Here is a 15,774-nt window from a genome sequence, read left to right on the forward strand (position 1 = left end):
CTCCTGCTGAAACGGACGCCCGCGAAGGGAGATCAGATCAGGGCGGTCAGACCATCGTAGCCGGGCTCGACGCCTTCGGGAAGCATGGTGCGCAGACGTGCATAGTCCATGCTGTTATCCATGTGGGTGAGGATGGCACGGCCGGGACGTATCCGCGCGATCGCCTCCAGCGTCAGAGCCAGATGGGCGTGGGTCGGGTGCGGCCGCTCGCGCAGCGCATCGATGACGAGACAATCCACGCCCGCATAGAGCGAGACCATCGCATCAGTCATCTCATGAAAATCCGTGGCATAGGCCAGCGACCGACCCCCGCACGAGAATCGGAAGCCGCTTGAGGAGATGAAGCCATGGGGCTGATCGACATGGGTGACCGCGACGTCACCCACCGTCACCCCCTGGTCGGGCAAATCATGGCCCGCGATGGTCGCGCGATAGCCCTCTCGCCCGTCGAACGCATAATCGAAACGGCTGCGCAACGCCGCCATGGTCGCCTTGTGACCATAGCCGGGCACAGGGGTGCCGCGATGATGCATGATCTGGCGCAGATCATCGATGCCGTGGCAGTGATCGGCATGGTCGTGGGTCCAGAAGACGGCATCCAGATGCACGACATCGGCCGACAGCATCTGCGCGCGGAAATCCGGGGAGGTATCGACCAGCAACCGCGTGGTCGCGCTCTCGACAAGGATCGAGACGCGGGTGCGGCGATTGCGCGGCTCGGCGGGATCGCACTGCCCCCAATCATTGCCGATGCGCGGAACCCCCGAGGAGGTGCCGCTCCCCAACATGACCAGCTTGAGCGTCATGGCGTCACGCGACCGGCGCGGCGCGGGAGAAAAGGGTGAAGAAGTTGCGCGTCGTTGCCTGCGTCAGCGCCTCCAGAGGCTCGCCACGGAGATCGGCCAGGAAGCGCGCGGTATCGGCGACGAACGCTGGCTCGCAGGGCCGTCCGCGGTGCGGCACCGGCGCGAGGAAGGGCGAATCCGTCTCCACGAGCAAGCGGTCGGCCGGGATGCGCGCCGCCGTCTGCTGCAACGCCTTGGCGTTCTTGAAGGTCACAATACCGGAAATGCTAATGAACAGGCCGAGATCCAGCGCGATATCGGCAAAGGCATCGCTGGCGGTGAAACAGTGGATCACCCCGGTGAACGCGCCCTGCCCCATTTCGTCCCGCAGAATAGCGGCGGTGTCCGCCTCGGCATCCCGGGTGTGGATGATGATCGGCAGACCGGTCTCGCGCGCGGCGGCGATATGGGCGCGAAAGCTCGTCTGCTGCTGGGCGCGATCGCTATGGTCGTAATAATAATCTAGCCCGGTCTCGCCGATACCGACGACACGGGGATTGGCCGCAGCGGCCACAAGCTTGGCGGTATCGACATGGGCATGGCTGTCCGCCTCATGCGGATGAATGCCGACGCTCGCCCAGACGTCCGCCTCGCGCTCGGCCAGTCCGATAATCGCGGCCCACTCCCGCTCGCGGGTGGAGATGTTGAGCATCGTGCCCACCCCCGCCGCACGCGCACGGGCGAGGACGGCGGGCTGATCCTCCACCAGCCCCTCATAATTGAGGTGACAATGGCTATCGACGAGCATCAGGCTTCCGCTGCGGGGGTTCAAGGCGGGGGAAGAGCGGCTGCTGCGGGCCGACGACATGGCCGCTCGCGCGCAGCGGCGTGTACCAGTCCGTGCCGATGGCGCTGAAGGTGCGCGCATCCTGGGGCAGCCCCATGCGGTCGAGCAGTTCCTCTGCGCTGCGCGGGATGACCGGCAGTGCCGAGACGGCCAGGGTGGCAATACAGACGTAGAGCGTCGCCAGCACGGCCTCCATACGGGCTGGATCGGTCTTGCGGAGCGCCCAAGGGGCCTGCGCGTCGACATAGGCATTGCAGGCATAGGCCGCGCGCAGCCAGGCCTGGATCGCCTCATGCGGGGCGAAGCGCTCGAATGCACCGGGAACATCCTGCATGGCAATCTGCCGCACCTGCGCCAGCAAGGCCTCGTCATCGGCATTGGGTGCCGGTGTGGGCACACGGCCTTCCATATTCTTGGCAATGAAGCTCAGCACGCGCTGGGCGAGATTACCGAAGGCGTTTCCAAGCTCGGTATTCGATTTATGAACAATGGCTTCCGCGCTATAGCTGCCATCATTGCCGAAGCCGACCTCGGCCAGCAGGAAGTAGCGGAGAGGATCGACGCCGTAGGCCTCGGCCAGCTCGACCGGATCGGCAACATTACCCAGCGACTTGGACATCTTCTCGCCGCGGTTGAGCAGGAAGCCGTGGCCGAACACCGTTTTCGGCAAAGGCAATTTCGCGCTCATCAGGAAGGCCGGCCAGTAGACCGTGTGGAAGCGTACGATATCCTTGCCGATGATGTGGACGATATCGCCCCCTTCCGCCCAGTAGCGCGCCATGCGTTCTGGATCAGAGGGATAGCCGCAACCTGTGAGATAGTTTGTGAGCGCATCCACCCACACATACATGACGTGATCCGGCGAGCCGGGGACCTTCACGCCCCAATCGAAGCTGGTGCGAGAGACGGACAAATCGCGCAGCCCGCCCTCCACGAAACGGAGAATTTCGTTGCGGCGGCTCTCGGGCTGAATGAAGTCCGGCTGATCGAGATACAGCGCGAGCAGGCGGTCCTGATAGGCCGAGAGGCGGAAGAACCAGCTTTCCTCCACGGTCCACTCCACCGGCGTGCCCTGCGGAGAGAGCTTTTCCCCGCCACCGCTGACACTTAGCTCGCTTTCATCATAATAGGCCTCATCGCGGACCGAGTACCAACCTTCATAGCGATCGAGATACAGGTCGCCATTGTCGACCATCGCCTGCCAAATGGCCTGGCTTGCGACATGATGGGCAGGCTCACTAGTGCGAATGAAGCGATCATAGCTGATGTTCAGAAGATCATCCATCTCCCTGAAATAGCCTGACATCTCATCGGCCAGGACGACGGGCTCAACGCCGCGCGCACGGGCGGCCTGCGCCATTTTGAGGCCATGCTCGTCGGTGCCTGTCTGGAAGAACACGTCCCGCCCCATCATCCGGGCCGCGCGGGCGAAGGCGTCCGTCGCGATTGCTTCATAGGCATGGCCGATATGCGGGCGGCCATTGGGGTAACTGATCGCCGTGGTAATGGTGAAGGGTTTGGGCATGATGTCCTGCTGGATAAGGGCCGTCTGAGGCGCGGCTTTCGCTTGCGGCTTCTCTAGCCGGGTACAGGGAGGATGCCTAGACTCCTCTCCGACCTCCCAGCACAGCGCCGCGCGGAAAGCCGTGACCTATAGCAGCGAGCGGATCTGATCCACGCACAACACCGCAAATAACAGCGAAGCCAGCCCCAGCATCAGGTTCGACCACCAGCCCGAGCGCCATTGCGCTGGCACGGCTTTCGAATTCAGCAGCCACATGAGCGTGACGGCGAGGAAGGGCATGAAGAAGGCGCCGAACGCGCCATAAGCGATGATGAGCGCAAAAGGCTGGCCCAGAAACAGCAGGAGCATGGGCGGGAAGGTGAGCCAGAGGACATAGAAGCGGAAGGCCGGCGTCCGGTCCAGCGTCGCCGCGATGGCCGGATCATGCACGGCAGTCTCCCCCGCTCGCTCCGCCCGGATACTGCGGACGAAGTCCGCGAACAGCAGCGACACGCCTTGCCAGACGCCGAGCACCGACGAAAAGGTCGTCGCCGCGAACCCGATGAGGAACAAGGTCGCCACGGTGCGCCCGAAGCGCGCTTCCAGCACCGCCCCCAGATCGAGCAGGCCCCGATCACCGCCGGAAAGCGCGATCTGCGCGGTGTAGAGCAGTTCGGCACCGACGATGAGCATGGCTATCACGAAGACCCCTGTCGCGACATAGGCCACGCGATTGTCGAACCGCATCATCGGGATCCAGGCTGGGGAGCGCCAACCCTTTGCGTTGACCCAATAGCCATAGGCCGCGAGCGTGATCGTGCCGCCGACGCCGCCGATGAGCCCCAAGGTGTAAATGGCCGAGCCCTCCGGCAGCGTGGGCGCGAGGCCGACCAGTGCTGCGTCGAGATCCGGCATGACGAGGATCGCAAGCCCGACAACGACGACGAACATGACGCCGATCAGCAGCTTCATCACGGCCTCGAACGCCGCATAGCGATTGAACAGGACGAACAGCGCGCCGGCGAGGCCCGAGGCCATGCCCCACGCCCAGAACGGCAATAACCCCGGGAACATCGCGGCGAGCGGCAGCGCCGTCGCGCTCATCGCCGTGCCGCCATACACAAAGCCCCAGATCAGGATGTAGATGCCGAAATACCAGCTCGTCCAATGGCCAAGCGAGCGCCAGCCCTGCAGCATCGTCGATCCGGTGGCGAGATGATAGCGCCCGGTCGCCTCGGCCAGCGCGATCTTGATGATGCAGCCGATGACGGCGGCCCAGAGCAACGCATAGCCAAAACGCGCGCCGGCAACGAGCGTGGCGACAAGATCGCCCGCGCCCACGCCGGTCGCGGCCACGACGATGCCGGGGCCGAGCCGTTTCCAGCGCTCCAGTCCGACGGGCGGGGTTTCGTCTATCGGTGTGGAAGGCAAGTCGCGCGCATCTCGGTTTTGCCTGTGCTCGCTCGCCATCCTGTCAGTCCCCCACACTTGCCGTCCGCGAGGGGTATAGCGCGATTTTGGCGGTGTGGTGATTTTCCTGCGGAGCGAGCCGATGATGTACGCTTGGATGCGCTCCTGCGAAGGCAGGAGCCTAGGGCGGCTAGGCTCGTCGGTTTGGCCCTGGGCTCCTGCCTTCGCAGGAGCACCCTATTCAGAAAGGCCAGCGAGCGCCTATCGCACCGCGCGCGCCACGGTCTCGCACAGGGTGTAGACCAGCGCGCCGGGTTCGAGCTGCAGCGGGGTGACAGCGCCGGCGCCGAGGCGCTGGGCTTCTTCATAGGCGGCGATGCCGGGACCGAGGCTGGACGCGGGCGCACCCCGCAGACGGCGGGCAATGTAGCGCGGCACAAGATCGACAAAGGCTTCGAGGCGTGGGCGCGCCGCGACACCCGAGAGCGCGCTCATCAGGCCGGCGCGGGCGCCTTCCCCACCGCGTCCACCCTGCGCGATGGCATCGAGCGCGCGCTCCAGCCCGGGCAGATCCAGATCGCGATTGGCGATCGCCTGCCCCGGCGATCCCTCGGCACTGGCCGCCAGCGCGGCGCGCTCAGGCTCTGGCACCTCCGGCAGCGCGGTCGCCAGCGCCTGTGCCATGCTCGCATCATCCAGCGGTGCGAAGCGCATCACCCGGCAGCGCGAGCGGATGGTGGGCAGCAAGCGACCGGGCCGATGCGCCACGAGCAGGAAGATCGCACCCGTCGGCGGCTCTTCCAGGCTCTTGAGCAGGGCGTTGGCCGCGCCCGCCTCCAGATCATCCGCGCTGTCGATCAGCACGACACGCCGGCTGCCCATGGAGGGCGCGCTGTGCAGCAGCCGCGAGAGGCTGCGCACCTGATCGACGGTGATGTTGCGGGCGAGTGCGCCGCTGTCAGTCTTGCTGTCACGCTCAAGTCGTTCGAGCCGCATGAAATCGGGATGGGCGCCGCCATCGAACAGGCGCATAGCCGAGTCTGTGGGGTCCGGCGCAAGCCGATCCGACGGGACGGGACGCCCCGCCCCGCTCACCAGCAGCCGCCGGGCGAAATCATAGGCGATCCCGGCCTTGCCCAGGCCTCGCGGGCCGGCGAAGATCCAGCCATGATGCAGACGCGTCGTCGCGCTCGCCTCGATCAGCGTCGCGATCTGCTCGTCATGGCCGAGCCAGCGCGTCATCGCAGCCAGTCGGCGAGCGCGGCCAGCAGCCGGTCGCGCACCGTCTCCATCGATCCGCTGGCATCAATGTCCCGGAAACGCGCAGGTTCAGCGGCTGCGAACCGACGGAAGGACTCGGCCACATCGCGATGAAACTCAGCATCGCGCCCGCCGATCCGGTCCGCCGCCCCGGCATCCCGCGCGCCGGCCCGTTCGCTGCTCTCATCGAGCGGCAGGGCAAGCAGCAGGGTCCGATCCGGCAACAGCCCGCCCGAGCCGATGCGGTGGAGGGTCAGAATGTCGTCGTCGCTCAGCACGCCGCCCACGCCCTGATAGGCACGGCTGCTGTCCAGAAAACGGTCGCAGATCACCCATTTGCCGGCCTCCACGGCCGGCAGAATGGTGCGCTCGGCATGATCGGCCCGGGCCGCAGCGAACAGCAGCGCCTCGGCGCGCACGCTCCAGCGATCCGCCGCACCGGAGAGCAGCAACCCGCGAATGGCCTCGGCGCCCTCGCTGCCACCGGGCTCGCGGGTCAGCACTGTCTCGATGCCGCGCGCCTCAAGCGCCTCTGCGAGCAGACGGGCCTGCGTGGACTTGCCGACGCCCTCGCCGCCTTCCAGCGTGATGAAGCGGCCGCGCGTCATGTCGGTACTCAGCTAAAGAAGGAGAGGAAGCCGTTCCACAGGCGAGCGAAGAAGCCGCCTTCGGCGACAGCTTCCTTGGCTACAAGCGGCAAGGTCTGCGTAGTCCCGTCACCGGCATCCACCACGAGCTGCGCGATCTCCTGCCCCTGCGCGATCGGCGCCTTGATCGGGCCGCGATAGACGACACGCGCCTTGATCTCGCCATTCGCCGCCGCAATCGGCACGGTCGCGACGAGATCGCGCGGCGTCACCAGATCGACCGAGCGGGCCCAGCCGCCCTGGACCTGCGCCTGCCCCAGGGTAACGCCCTTCTTGGCCAGCGGTTTGGACCGCCAGGCCTTGAAGCCCCAATCCATGAAGCGCACCGATTCCTCGACGCGGCCATTGAAGCTGGTGAGGCCCGCGACGACCATCACGAGACGGCGGCCATTCTGCTGGGCCGAGCCGGTGAAGCCGTAGCCCGCCTCCTCGGTATGGCCGGTCTTGAGGCCATCCGCGCCATCCACACGCCCGAGAATCGGGTTGCGATTGGCCTGGCTGATCTCCGATCCGCCCATGGTCTGGCCCCAGGTGAAGGATTTGACCGTGTAGAACTGCTTGTAGAGGTCCGGCGTCTCTTCCAGCGTGTTGCGGGCCAGCGTCGCGAGATCGCGCGCGGTGGTGTAGGTGCGGCCTTCGTCGGGCCAACCGGTGGTGTTCGCAAAATGGCTGTTGGTCATGCCCAGCCGCTTGGCTTCGGCATTCATGAGATCGGTGAACGCCTCTTCCGAGCCAGCAATGCCCTCGGCCAGCACCACGCAGGCATCATTGCCCGAGAGCGTGACGATGCCGTGCAGCAGGTTCTCGACAGAGACCTCCTCGTTGACGGAGAGGAACATGGTCGAGCCCTGGCTGTGCCACTTGCGCCAGGTTTCCGGACGGACGGTGAACTTCTGGTCGAGCCGCAGCTTGCCCTGCTTGATGAGATTGAACGCCACATGCGCAGTCATCATCTTGGCCATGGAGGCCGGCGGCATCCGCCGGTCCGCATCCTTGTCGAACAGCACCCGGCCGGACGACAGATCGACCATATAGGCCACGGAGGCCTCGGAGGTGTAGCTTGGCGTGTTCGCCTGCGCGGCGGACAGGAAGAGCGGCAGGACGAGGGCAATCGGCAGAAGTGCGCGCATGGGAAAATCCGGTCGTTGACAGGTCATCGCGCGCCCTGCGGGCATCGCGGCTTCGCTCCGTCCTTAGCCATCCGCCATGGCTCTGCCTAGCCCCGGATCAGGGCCGCACCGCATCAGCCAGTAGGCCGACGGACAGCGCGTAGAAGTTCGAGCAGTTGTAGTCGAGGATCACGCGGTAATTGCCAGTGAGCAGATAGGCTGTCTTGCCCGGGCCATCCGGCTCGATCAGCGTCGCCTGAATGCTGCCATCCGGCCAGGAGCCGCCCTCCGGCACGATCCCGAGCGCCTGCCACTCGCGCATCGAGAGCCAGCGACTGTGACGACCGAACACGCGCGGGCAGCGCGTCGGATTGAGCGTGCTGGTGATCCGCCCGCGGTCGAACCCGGTCGGCAGCCGCACCGCGACGCCCCATGGCTCACCCTTGCGCCAGCCGGCACGCTGGAAATAATTGGCGATGGAGGCCAGCGCATCGGGCTCGCTCGACCAGATGTTGGGCGTCCCGTCACCATCGGCATCCACCGCATCGCGCAGATAGACGCTGGGCAGGAACTGCGGATAGCCAAACGCGCCAGCATAGCTGCCGACCAGCCGCTCACGCGGAACGCCGCGTTGCATCATCGACATCACAGCCAGTAGTTCCGGCTCGAACAGCGCACGCCGGCGCCCTTCATAAGCCAGCGTCGCCAGCGAGCGGAGCAGGTCGAAATCGCCGCTGATCGTGCCGTAATTCGTCTCATGGCCGTAAATCGCGACCATGATCTCCTCCGGTACGCCCGTATCGCGCTCGATCGCCACCAGCAGCGCGCGATTGGCATTATAGACCGCGCGGCCGCGGGCAATCTTCCGCGCATCGATATGGCGCTGGCGATAGGGCTCGAAATCGGGGATCGGGGCATTGTCGGCTGTCGGCAGATTACCGCGATCCAGCGCCGCGACGCGCGGATTGAAGCTCAGCCCGGCAATTGCACGGTCGAATGTCGCATCGCTCACGCCCTGCGCCCGCGCCTTGCCCCGCAGGCTCTCCAGATAGCCCGTAAACCCGGCCGCCGTCTGCCCATCCACCGGATCGTTCGACGATGGCAGCGCCTGCGCATTTGCAGGAACCTGCGCCGCGAGGGAAAGACCAAGAGCGAGACCGCATAGCGGCAGGAGCCGGCGGCGAAGCGAATGCGTTGTCATCGATGCATATTGGCAGAGTTGACGCAGGGCGCGCAAGGCAAGCCTCCGCAATTGGGCGCATCGCCCCTGCGACGAACCGCCCGCGCTACAATCCTCGGTTCGCGCGGGCTTCCTTTGCCGAACAGTTTCGACTAGGGCGCGGGACAACGGACAGGTGGCCGAGTGGTTTAAGGCAGCGGTCTTGAAAACCGCCGTGGGTGGAAGCTCACCGTGGGTTCGAATCCCACCCTGTCCGCCAAATCTTCTCACGCGGGCTTTCTCTTCCGGTCGCTAGTCTTTGGCGGCAATGGATCTTGCGCCACCCCGATTCCCCACATGTCCAAAAGTTCATGCAGGCGCCATGCTCCGGTTCGGTGCGCGGGGCCATAAGGGGCTTGCGATCCACGAAGGGTCGCTTGTTGAAGGAGATACCCTCATGAACCGTCGCCTGATCATTGCCGGCCTGGCATCCCTCGCAGCCATCGCCACGCCGGTTGTCGCGTCGGCCAAGACGGCACCGGCGAAGGAGAGCCATCACAAGGTGGCCAAGCCCGCCAAGCCCGCCAAGAGCACGACGACTGCATCGCTCGCTGCCCCGGCCAAGAGCACGACCGACAAGAAGTGACCCCCGTCACCGGAGCCATGCCGTCCCTCCCCTTGCCCGCATGGCTCCGGTCGACCGCTTCATCGAACAGGCATGATCCTGTCGGCAGCGGAAGCAGACCGAAGGCCGCTCAGCCTCCCACGCCGATGAGAATTTCAACCGCGAACAGACCATGGCGGCGGGTGAAACGGACCTGACCGCCATGCATGCGCGCCACGGCCGCGACCAGCGATAATCCAAGGCCTGCCCCGGCCTGCCCCCGCGCGGCATCCAGCCGACCGAAGCGCCGCAGGGCCTCTGCTTCCCGATCCGGCGCGATGCCCGACCCTTCATCGGCAAGACCGATCAGCACGTCTGCGCCCTCGCGATCCAGATACAGCGTCATCGCACCCGCGCCGTATTTGAGCGCATTGTCGAGGAGGTTGGCCAGCGCCTGACCCAGCAACTCCCGATGGACGCTGGCCTCGACCGGCCGCTCGATTGCGATGGAAAGGCTGCGGCCTTGCTCCTCGACTAGCGGCGCGTACAAGTCTTCCAGATCGGCGAGCATCTCGCCCAGCAGCGTGGGCCGGAAGCGCTCGCGCCCGATGCCCGCTTCTGCGCGGCTGATCTCCAGCGCGGTGGTGAGCATGGCGAGCAACTGGTCCGCCTCGCGGCTGATGCCCTCGATGGTCGCGCGCATCGCGGCCGGATCGTCCGTCTCCAGCGCCCGGTCGATTCGTGCGCGCAGGCGGGTCAATGGCGAGCGCAGATCGTGCGCCATGCTATCGGTGACCGTGCGCAGTTCGCCGATCAGGCTGCCGATCCTGTCCAGCATCCCATTGATCGCCTCCCCCAACCGGTCGAAGCTGTCCCCGGAACCGTGCAGCGGCACGCGCTGCTCGATATCACCCGCGCTGACGCCCTCTGCCGTCGCGGCGATGTGTCCGATCCGCCGATCGATGATCTGCACCACGAACCAGGCGCCGGCGAGCGCGAGCGGCAAAGCGAGCGCCAGCGCGGTCAGCAGGGCCTCGTGGACGGTCTGGCGGATTTGATCGCTGGCCTCGGCGCGGCGGCCGACGAGCAAGCGGCGCCCATCGCCCAGCCGCGCGGCGGTGATGCCGAAGGGGGCAGGCTCTGCATCTCCCAGCCGATAAAGCTCGGCGCGCGTCCAGCCCGCCTCGGCCGTGACATTGGGCGGCCAGTCCGAGAGGTTTCCCGCCACTTTGCGCCCGTTGCGATCCACGAGCAGAATGAGGGCATCGTCATCTTCCGCCGTTCGCTCGGCGATCGCCCGGTTCAGCGCCTGCGCACCTTCGTCCCGGCCGATCATCAGCAGGCTGTCGCGATCCTCAACGGCGATGCTGCGGTCGGCCGCCGCGAGGTCGGCGCGCACGAACTGCGTGACCGAGGCCAGCAATGCCGCGCCGAAGACCAGCTCCAGCAGCAATATCCAGCCCATGAAGCGGACATGCGACGAGCGCAGCCAGCGTAGGCCCGCCCCGGATGCGACAACCGGTCGACTCATTCGCCCAGCCGGTAGCCCGCGCCGCGCACGGTGTGAATCAGGGGGGCATCGCCCTCGACATCGATCTTCCGGCGCAAGCGGCTGACATGCACGTCGATGACGTTGGTGCCGGGGTCGAAATGATAATCCCACACGCCTTCGAGCAACATCGTGCGGGTGACGACCTGCCCTGCGTAGCGCATCAGATATTCGAGCAGCCGGAATTCGCGCGGCTGCAGCTCGATGCGTCGGCCGCCGCGCTGTACCGTGCGCTTGAGCAGGTCCATGTGGAGATCGCTGCAGGCAAGGGTCGTCTCCACGGATGTACCATGGCCGCGCTTGCGCATCAGCAGTTCCAGCCGGGCGAGCAGTTCGGCAAAGGCGAAGGGTTTGACGAGATAATCGTCGGCTCCGGCCGTCAGCCCTGTCACGCGGTCGTCGACGGAGCCGAGCGCAGTAAGCAGGATCACTGGTGTTTCGATTCCGGCAGCACGCAGCGCACCCAGCACGGCCATGCCATCCATGCCCGGCAGCATCCGGTCGAGAATGATCGCGTCATAGCCGCCATCGGTCGCCATGAAGAGGCCGTCGCGCCCATCCGCGCTGTGATCGCCGACATGGCCATGCTCGGCCAGCCCCTTCAGGATGAACTCGGCCGTCGCACGATCATCTTCGACCAGGAGTATTTTTCTGCCCATTCCAACGTCCCTGCCGCCATCAACTGCCGCATCGCCGAGCGCGGGCCTCATATCGCACGGCGCCGTGCGCCAGCGATAGCGGAATGTCGCAATGGGCGGGATCGTCGATCATGTGCCGCGCCACGCCGAGCCTTCGCACTGCATGCCCATCCACAGCGCGCAATTGATCGCCCACCGCAATCGGCCCGCCCCCTGCCTGCCCGTCCCGCAGGCTGGTCACAACGATCCGGCCAGCCTTGTCCTTGCCCAGCGTGAACCCGGCATGCGTAGCGTGGCGAGGCGCGGCCACGGACGGTGGCACGAGATGGGAGGACAGCAAGGGCGGCGCGCCCGCCAGCGGAACGAGAAAGAAGTAGAGGAGGCGGTTCGAGAGGCCCATGACATCCCGCCTAGACCATCGCGAATGGCGGGCGGCTGACCGCCACATGACATGAAGTTCATGAAGCGGCCACCGCGTTGACCGGCTGTCGCTGCCAGAGGATAACCCTCGGACGATCATGGACATGAGAGCAGCATGACGAGGCGCGGAGGACGGATGCGGAAGACGGCAATCACGCTCGCGGCCCTCATGGCTCTGGTACTCATGGCATTCGACTGGCTGGGCTATCTGGGCAGCGACCCGTTCACGGTCTCACGGCCCGCCGGCTACCAGCCGCGCGCCGGTACGCCCGTGGCGATCATCTTTTCCGGCGACATGGGCTTTCGCGTCGGCATGGGCCCCAAGATTGCAGAGCGCCTTGAGGCGGCTGGCACCCCGGTAGTGGGCGTCAACAGCCTGACCTATTATCGCCAGACCCGCACCCCATCCGAGGCTGCTGCGCTCATCATCCAGGCGCTGGCGCAGGCGCGCGCCGTGAACCCGCAGGGGCGCGTGGTGCTGATCGGCCAGTCCTTTGGCGCGGATATGCTCCATGTCGGCCTCGCCAACCTGCCGGAGGCGCAGCGCCGCGATATCGCGCTGGCCGCGCTCTTCGTGCCCGGCGCGACGGTCGAGTATCGTGCATCGCCGAGCGAGGTGCTGAGCTTCTGGGAGACCGAGCATGATGCCCTGCCTACCGCGCGCACGCTCAGCTGGCTCCCCTTGCTCTGCGTCTACGGCAAGGAAGAACCGCACAGCCTCTGTCCGCGCCTGCACCTGCCTAATTTGCGCAGTCAGGGTCTGCCCGGTGGGCATCAGCTGAACTGGGATGTCGAGGCGGTCACGGGACTATTGTTCGACGCGATGACCTCGGTCGGGATCCATCCTCATGGGTAAGCTGCTCGCGACAGGCCTTGCCGCCATGATCGGCGCCTTCACGCCAGCCCATGCCGAGAATGCCATTGCCGGGCATTGGATCAATCCGCGCGGCACGGTGGTCGTCACCACGGGCGATTGCGGTGGCGGCCTGTGCGGCTGGGTGAGCTGGGCGAACGCGACTGCCCTTGCCGATGCCGCCGACGCCGGGGTCTCCAGGCTGATCGGGACCAAACTCCTGCAGGATTATCATGCCAAGTCACCGGGGCATTGGGCGGGCCGCGTTTATGTGCCGGACCTTGGCCGCACCTTCTCGTCCACCATCGAGCAGCTCGACCGGGATCGGGTGAAGATTTCCGGTTGCCTGATCGGCGGCTGGCTGTGCAAAAGCCAGATCTGGGTCCGCCAGGTTCAGGCCGATTAGCGCCCGATGGCCTCCGGGGGGCAGATGAAGACCATGACTCAGCGCCATCGCACAATCCTGACCATTGGCGTTGCCTTGCTGTTGGCCGTGCTCGGCTTCGTGGCGCTCAGCCACTTGCTGCGCGAGGTCCATCTGCGCGACGTGCGGGCGGCATTCCACGCCTTGCCTCCCCTCGCCTTTCTGGCTGCCGCGCTCCTCACCGCGTGCAGCTATGCCGCGCTGACGTTGTATGATGTGATGGCTCTGCGCACCATTGGGCGCCCGCTGCCTTACCGCACCGCCGCGATCGCCTCGTTCACCAGCTACACGCTGAGCCATAATCTCGGCCTCTCGCTGCTGACCGGCGGGTCGGCGCGATATCGGGTGTACAGCGCCGCTGGGCTCGGCGCCGGGGATATTGCCCGCGTGATCCTGATCGCCAGCCTCACCTTCTGGAGCGGTGTGTTCGTGCTCTCCGGTGCCATGCTCGCCTGGCGGCCCGAAGCGCTGGCTTTTGACGGGATGGTCATCCCGCCTGGCGTGCTGCGTGCGATCGGGTTCGCCTTGCTGCTGGCGACAGTTGCGGTCCTCTTCTGGTCCGGAAGACAGGGGCGGACGTTGCACGTCCGTCGCTGGTCGCTCCCGTTGCCGCCGGCGAAGCAGATCATCGCGCTCATTGGGATCAGCGCGCTCGATCTTGCAGCGGCCAGCGCGGCCTTGTTCGTGCTCATTCCTGGCATCGAGATCAGCGCCTGGCCGGCCTTCTTCATCGGCTATACCCTGGCAATCGTCGCCGTGCTCATCACCCATGTCCCGGGCGGGATTGGCGTGTTCGAGGCGATCATGCTGATTGCCTTGCCGAATGTGGACCGGCCGGAGCTGGTCGCCGCCCTGCTGGCCTATCGCCTCATCTACTATGTCGCCCCGCTGATTGTGGCGGCCATTCTGATCGTGGTGCAGGAGGGCGCGCGCTGGCATAAGCCCATCGGACGAACGCTGCGCGGCGCTCAGGTCGTCGCCTCCGGCATGGCGCCACTGATGATCTCCGCGCTGGTGTTTTTCGGCGGCACGGTGCTGCTGATCTCCGGATCGCTGCCGACCATCCCCTGGCGCGCCAACACCGTGTCCGACATTGTGCCGCTGCCGTTCGTGGAGCTTTCCCACATGGGCGGGAGCCTGATCGGCGCGGCTCTACTGGTGCTCTCCGCCGGCCTTTACCGTCGCCTCGACGGGGCCTTCTGGCTCACGCGGCTCCTGCTGCTCGCTGGTGCGGTCTTCTCGATCGTTAAGGGCCTGGATTATGAGGAAGCGGGCGTCATGCTGCTCATCGCGGCCGCGCTGCAATGGTCCAAGCCCGCGTTCTACCGGCGCACACGCCTGCTGGCGGAGGCCTTCTCGCCCGGCTGGCTGGCGACGATTGCGGTGGTGGTGGGCCTGTCGATTTGGATCGGGCTGTTCGCTTACCGCCATGTGGATTATCAGAACGATCTGTGGTGGCGCTTTGCCGAACGCGCCGATGCCGCGCGGTTCCTGCGCGCCAGTCTTGCCGTCGCGGTGTTGCTCGTGGGCGTCGGCCTAGCCCGACTGTTCGAGCCGGCCCGGGCCGAACGCGCCGGAGAAGCTGGGGTAGATGAGCCGTCCCCCGCCGCTCTCGCGCTGGCGGATCGGACCGACGCAAATCTTGCCTTCTCCGGAGACAAGCGCTTCCTCCACTCGCAAAGCGGCCGCGCCTTTTTGATGTATCAGATCAAGGGAGCGAGCTGGATCGTGATGGGCGATCCCGTCGGCGCCGAAGACGAATGGTCCGATTTGCTCTGGGACCTGCGCGAAAAGGCGGACGCGGCCCAGGGGCGCCTGCTGCTCTACCAGATCAGCCCTGTGGCCCTGCCCATGGCCATTGAGCTGGGCCTGCGCATCACCAAATATGGCGAGGAAGCCCATGTCGACCTCGCGACCTTCTCGCTCGATGGCCCCAGCGCCAAATCGCTGCGCCATGCGGAGCGCCGGGCGACGCGCGAGGGCGCAACGTTCGAGGTGATTCCTGCAACCGACGTGCCCGCCCACATGAGCGAACTCGAACGCGTCTCCGATTTCTGGCTCAAGGCCAAGGGCCAGCGCGAGAAAGGCTTTAGTGTCGGTCGTTTCGATCGTGCCTATCTGGCAAGGTTCGATTGCGCCGTCGTGCGCAGTCAGGGGCAGATTGTCGCCTTCGCCAACATCTGGCCGACACAGACCCGCTCGGAACTCTCCATCGACCTCATGCGCCATGACGACGCCGCACCTTATGGCACCATGGACTTTCTGTTCATCCGCTTGATGCAATGGGGGCAGCAGCAGGGCTACCGCTGGTTCAACATCGGCATGGCGCCGCTCTCCGGGCTGGAAGCGCGCCGCCTCGCGCCTTTGTGGTCAAAGCTCGGGGCGTTTCTCTATCAGCATGGCAATGCCTTTTACGGCTTTGAGGGGCTGCGCGCCTATAAGGAGAAATTCTCGCCCGAATGGGAGCCGCGCTACATCGCCGGGCCTCAGGGCATCTCGCTCGCCCGCGCACTGATCGACCTGCAGAGCCTCATCGGCGGCAGCCCCCAGACCTGATCCATTGTC

15 protein-coding genes and 1 tRNA gene are annotated in these 15,774 nt (G+C 65.9%); 5 read left to right on the forward strand and 11 right to left on the reverse strand.

Going from position 1 to position 15,774, the window contains the following annotated elements; genetic code table 11:
• Window positions 1-32: 32 nt before the first annotated feature.
• The 8 genes from M2341_RS09965 to M2341_RS10000 all read right to left on the reverse strand — a co-directional run bounded on the left by M2341_RS09965 (window position 33) and on the right by M2341_RS10000 (window position 8,763).
• Window positions 33-806, reverse strand: a complete 774-nt coding sequence (locus tag M2341_RS09965) for an MBL fold metallo-hydrolase (protein ID WP_264585119.1) — start codon at window positions 804-806, stop codon at window positions 33-35.
• A 4-nt stretch (window positions 807-810) separates the two neighbouring features.
• Window positions 811-1,593 carry a TatD family hydrolase gene (locus tag M2341_RS09970; protein ID WP_264585120.1) on the reverse strand — a complete coding sequence of 261 codons (783 nt, stop codon included), beginning with the start codon at window positions 1,591-1,593 and terminating at the stop codon, window positions 811-813.
• Window positions 1,580-3,157, reverse strand: coding sequence for a methionine--tRNA ligase (gene metG, locus M2341_RS09975; RefSeq protein ID WP_264585121.1), 1,578 nt, complete (start codon window positions 3,155-3,157; stop codon window positions 1,580-1,582). The genes M2341_RS09970 and metG overlap by 14 nt, the downstream gene beginning before the upstream one ends.
• A 126-nt stretch (window positions 3,158-3,283) precedes the next feature.
• Window positions 3,284-4,567 carry an Nramp family divalent metal transporter gene (locus M2341_RS09980; RefSeq protein ID WP_264585122.1) on the reverse strand — a complete coding sequence of 428 codons (1,284 nt, stop codon included), beginning with the start codon at window positions 4,565-4,567 and terminating at the stop codon, window positions 3,284-3,286.
• 240 nt (window positions 4,568-4,807) lie between these two features.
• Window positions 4,808-5,788, reverse strand: coding sequence for an AAA family ATPase (locus M2341_RS09985; RefSeq protein WP_264585123.1), 981 nt, complete (start codon window positions 5,786-5,788; stop codon window positions 4,808-4,810).
• Window positions 5,785-6,414: a dTMP kinase gene (gene tmk, locus M2341_RS09990; RefSeq protein WP_264585124.1), complete on the reverse strand. Its 630-nt coding sequence runs from the start codon at window positions 6,412-6,414 to the stop codon at window positions 5,785-5,787. The genes M2341_RS09985 and tmk overlap by 4 nt, the downstream gene beginning before the upstream one ends.
• 8 nt (window positions 6,415-6,422) lie before the next feature.
• Window positions 6,423-7,583, reverse strand: coding sequence for a D-alanyl-D-alanine carboxypeptidase family protein (locus tag M2341_RS09995; RefSeq protein WP_181559776.1), 1,161 nt, complete (start codon window positions 7,581-7,583; stop codon window positions 6,423-6,425).
• Between the two features lie 97 nt (window positions 7,584-7,680).
• The gene (locus tag M2341_RS10000) at window positions 7,681-8,763 is read right to left on the reverse strand and encodes a lytic transglycosylase domain-containing protein (RefSeq protein WP_264585125.1); all 1,083 of its coding nucleotides are present in this window, start codon (window positions 8,761-8,763) and stop codon (window positions 7,681-7,683) included.
• A 148-nt stretch (window positions 8,764-8,911) separates the two neighbouring features.
• Here M2341_RS10000 and M2341_RS10005 point away from each other — a divergent pair.
• Window positions 8,912-9,001 (forward strand) — tRNA-Ser (locus M2341_RS10005).
• A gap of 177 nt (window positions 9,002-9,178) precedes the next feature.
• Window positions 9,179-9,367, forward strand: coding sequence for a hypothetical protein (locus tag M2341_RS10010; protein WP_264570395.1), 189 nt, complete (start codon window positions 9,179-9,181; stop codon window positions 9,365-9,367).
• Window positions 9,368-9,476: 109 nt separating this feature from the next.
• Here the strand turns inward: M2341_RS10010 and M2341_RS10015 are convergent, their stop codons facing one another.
• Genes M2341_RS10015 through M2341_RS10025 form a run of 3 tightly spaced genes read right to left on the reverse strand, consistent with a single transcriptional unit; the run spans window position 9,477 to window position 11,912 of the window.
• The gene (locus M2341_RS10015) at window positions 9,477-10,856 is read right to left on the reverse strand and encodes a sensor histidine kinase (protein ID WP_264585126.1); all 1,380 of its coding nucleotides are present in this window, start codon (window positions 10,854-10,856) and stop codon (window positions 9,477-9,479) included.
• On the reverse strand, window positions 10,853-11,533 hold the full coding sequence (locus M2341_RS10020) for a winged helix-turn-helix domain-containing protein (protein ID WP_264585127.1): 681 nt from the start codon (window positions 11,531-11,533) through the stop codon (window positions 10,853-10,855). The genes M2341_RS10015 and M2341_RS10020 overlap by 4 nt, the downstream gene beginning before the upstream one ends.
• 19 nt (window positions 11,534-11,552) lie before the next feature.
• On the reverse strand, window positions 11,553-11,912 hold the full coding sequence (locus tag M2341_RS10025) for a PDZ domain-containing protein (RefSeq protein WP_264585128.1): 360 nt from the start codon (window positions 11,910-11,912) through the stop codon (window positions 11,553-11,555).
• A gap of 156 nt (window positions 11,913-12,068) precedes the next feature.
• Here M2341_RS10025 and M2341_RS10030 point away from each other — a divergent pair, with 156 nt between their 5' ends.
• Genes M2341_RS10030 through mprF form a run of 3 tightly spaced genes read left to right on the forward strand, consistent with a single transcriptional unit; the run spans window position 12,069 to window position 15,765 of the window.
• Window positions 12,069-12,788 (forward strand): virulence factor, encoded by a 720-nt coding sequence (locus M2341_RS10030; protein ID WP_264585129.1) that lies wholly within the window; start codon window positions 12,069-12,071, stop codon window positions 12,786-12,788.
• Window positions 12,781-13,191: a DUF2147 domain-containing protein gene (locus M2341_RS10035; protein WP_264585130.1), complete on the forward strand. Its 411-nt coding sequence runs from the start codon at window positions 12,781-12,783 to the stop codon at window positions 13,189-13,191. Before M2341_RS10030 ends, M2341_RS10035 begins: the two co-directional genes overlap by 8 nt.
• Window positions 13,192-13,215: 24 nt before the next feature.
• Window positions 13,216-15,765 (forward strand): bifunctional lysylphosphatidylglycerol flippase/synthetase MprF, encoded by a 2,550-nt coding sequence (gene mprF, locus M2341_RS10040; protein ID WP_264585131.1) that lies wholly within the window; start codon window positions 13,216-13,218, stop codon window positions 15,763-15,765.
• Window positions 15,766-15,774: the final 9 nt, after the last annotated feature.

This window comes from Sphingobium sp. B7D2B (assembly GCF_025961895.1).
Lineage (GTDB): Bacteria > Pseudomonadota > Alphaproteobacteria > Sphingomonadales > Sphingomonadaceae > Sphingobium.

What these genes read in the sequence shown, in the direction of transcription:
- M2341_RS09965 (WP_264585119.1), bottom strand. Translation starts at nt 806, where the DNA reads ATGACGCTCAAGCTGGTCATGTTGGGGAGCGGCACCTCCTCGGGGGTT.
- M2341_RS09970 (WP_264585120.1), bottom strand. Translation starts at nt 1,593, where the DNA reads ATGCTCGTCGATAGCCATTGTCACCTCAATTATGAGGGGCTGGTGGAG.
- metG (WP_264585121.1), bottom strand. Translation starts at nt 3,157, where the DNA reads ATGCCCAAACCCTTCACCATTACCACGGCGATCAGTTACCCCAATGGC.
- M2341_RS09985 (WP_264585123.1), bottom strand. Translation starts at nt 5,788, where the DNA reads ATGACGCGCTGGCTCGGCCATGACGAGCAGATCGCGACGCTGATCGAG.
- tmk (WP_264585124.1), bottom strand. Translation starts at nt 6,414, where the DNA reads ATGACGCGCGGCCGCTTCATCACGCTGGAAGGCGGCGAGGGCGTCGGC.
- M2341_RS09995 (WP_181559776.1), bottom strand. Translation starts at nt 7,583, where the DNA reads ATGCGCGCACTTCTGCCGATTGCCCTCGTCCTGCCGCTCTTCCTGTCC.
- M2341_RS10000 (WP_264585125.1), bottom strand. Translation starts at nt 8,763, where the DNA reads ATGACAACGCATTCGCTTCGCCGCCGGCTCCTGCCGCTATGCGGTCTC.
- M2341_RS10010 (WP_264570395.1), top strand. Translation starts at nt 9,179, where the DNA reads ATGAACCGTCGCCTGATCATTGCCGGCCTGGCATCCCTCGCAGCCATC.
- M2341_RS10015 (WP_264585126.1), bottom strand. Translation starts at nt 10,856, where the DNA reads ATGAGTCGACCGGTTGTCGCATCCGGGGCGGGCCTACGCTGGCTGCGC.
- M2341_RS10020 (WP_264585127.1), bottom strand. Translation starts at nt 11,533, where the DNA reads ATGGGCAGAAAAATACTCCTGGTCGAAGATGATCGTGCGACGGCCGAG.
- M2341_RS10025 (WP_264585128.1), bottom strand. Translation starts at nt 11,912, where the DNA reads ATGGGCCTCTCGAACCGCCTCCTCTACTTCTTTCTCGTTCCGCTGGCG.
- M2341_RS10030 (WP_264585129.1), top strand. Translation starts at nt 12,069, where the DNA reads ATGCGGAAGACGGCAATCACGCTCGCGGCCCTCATGGCTCTGGTACTC.
- M2341_RS10035 (WP_264585130.1), top strand. Translation starts at nt 12,781, where the DNA reads ATGGGTAAGCTGCTCGCGACAGGCCTTGCCGCCATGATCGGCGCCTTC.
- mprF (WP_264585131.1), top strand. Translation starts at nt 13,216, where the DNA reads ATGAAGACCATGACTCAGCGCCATCGCACAATCCTGACCATTGGCGTT.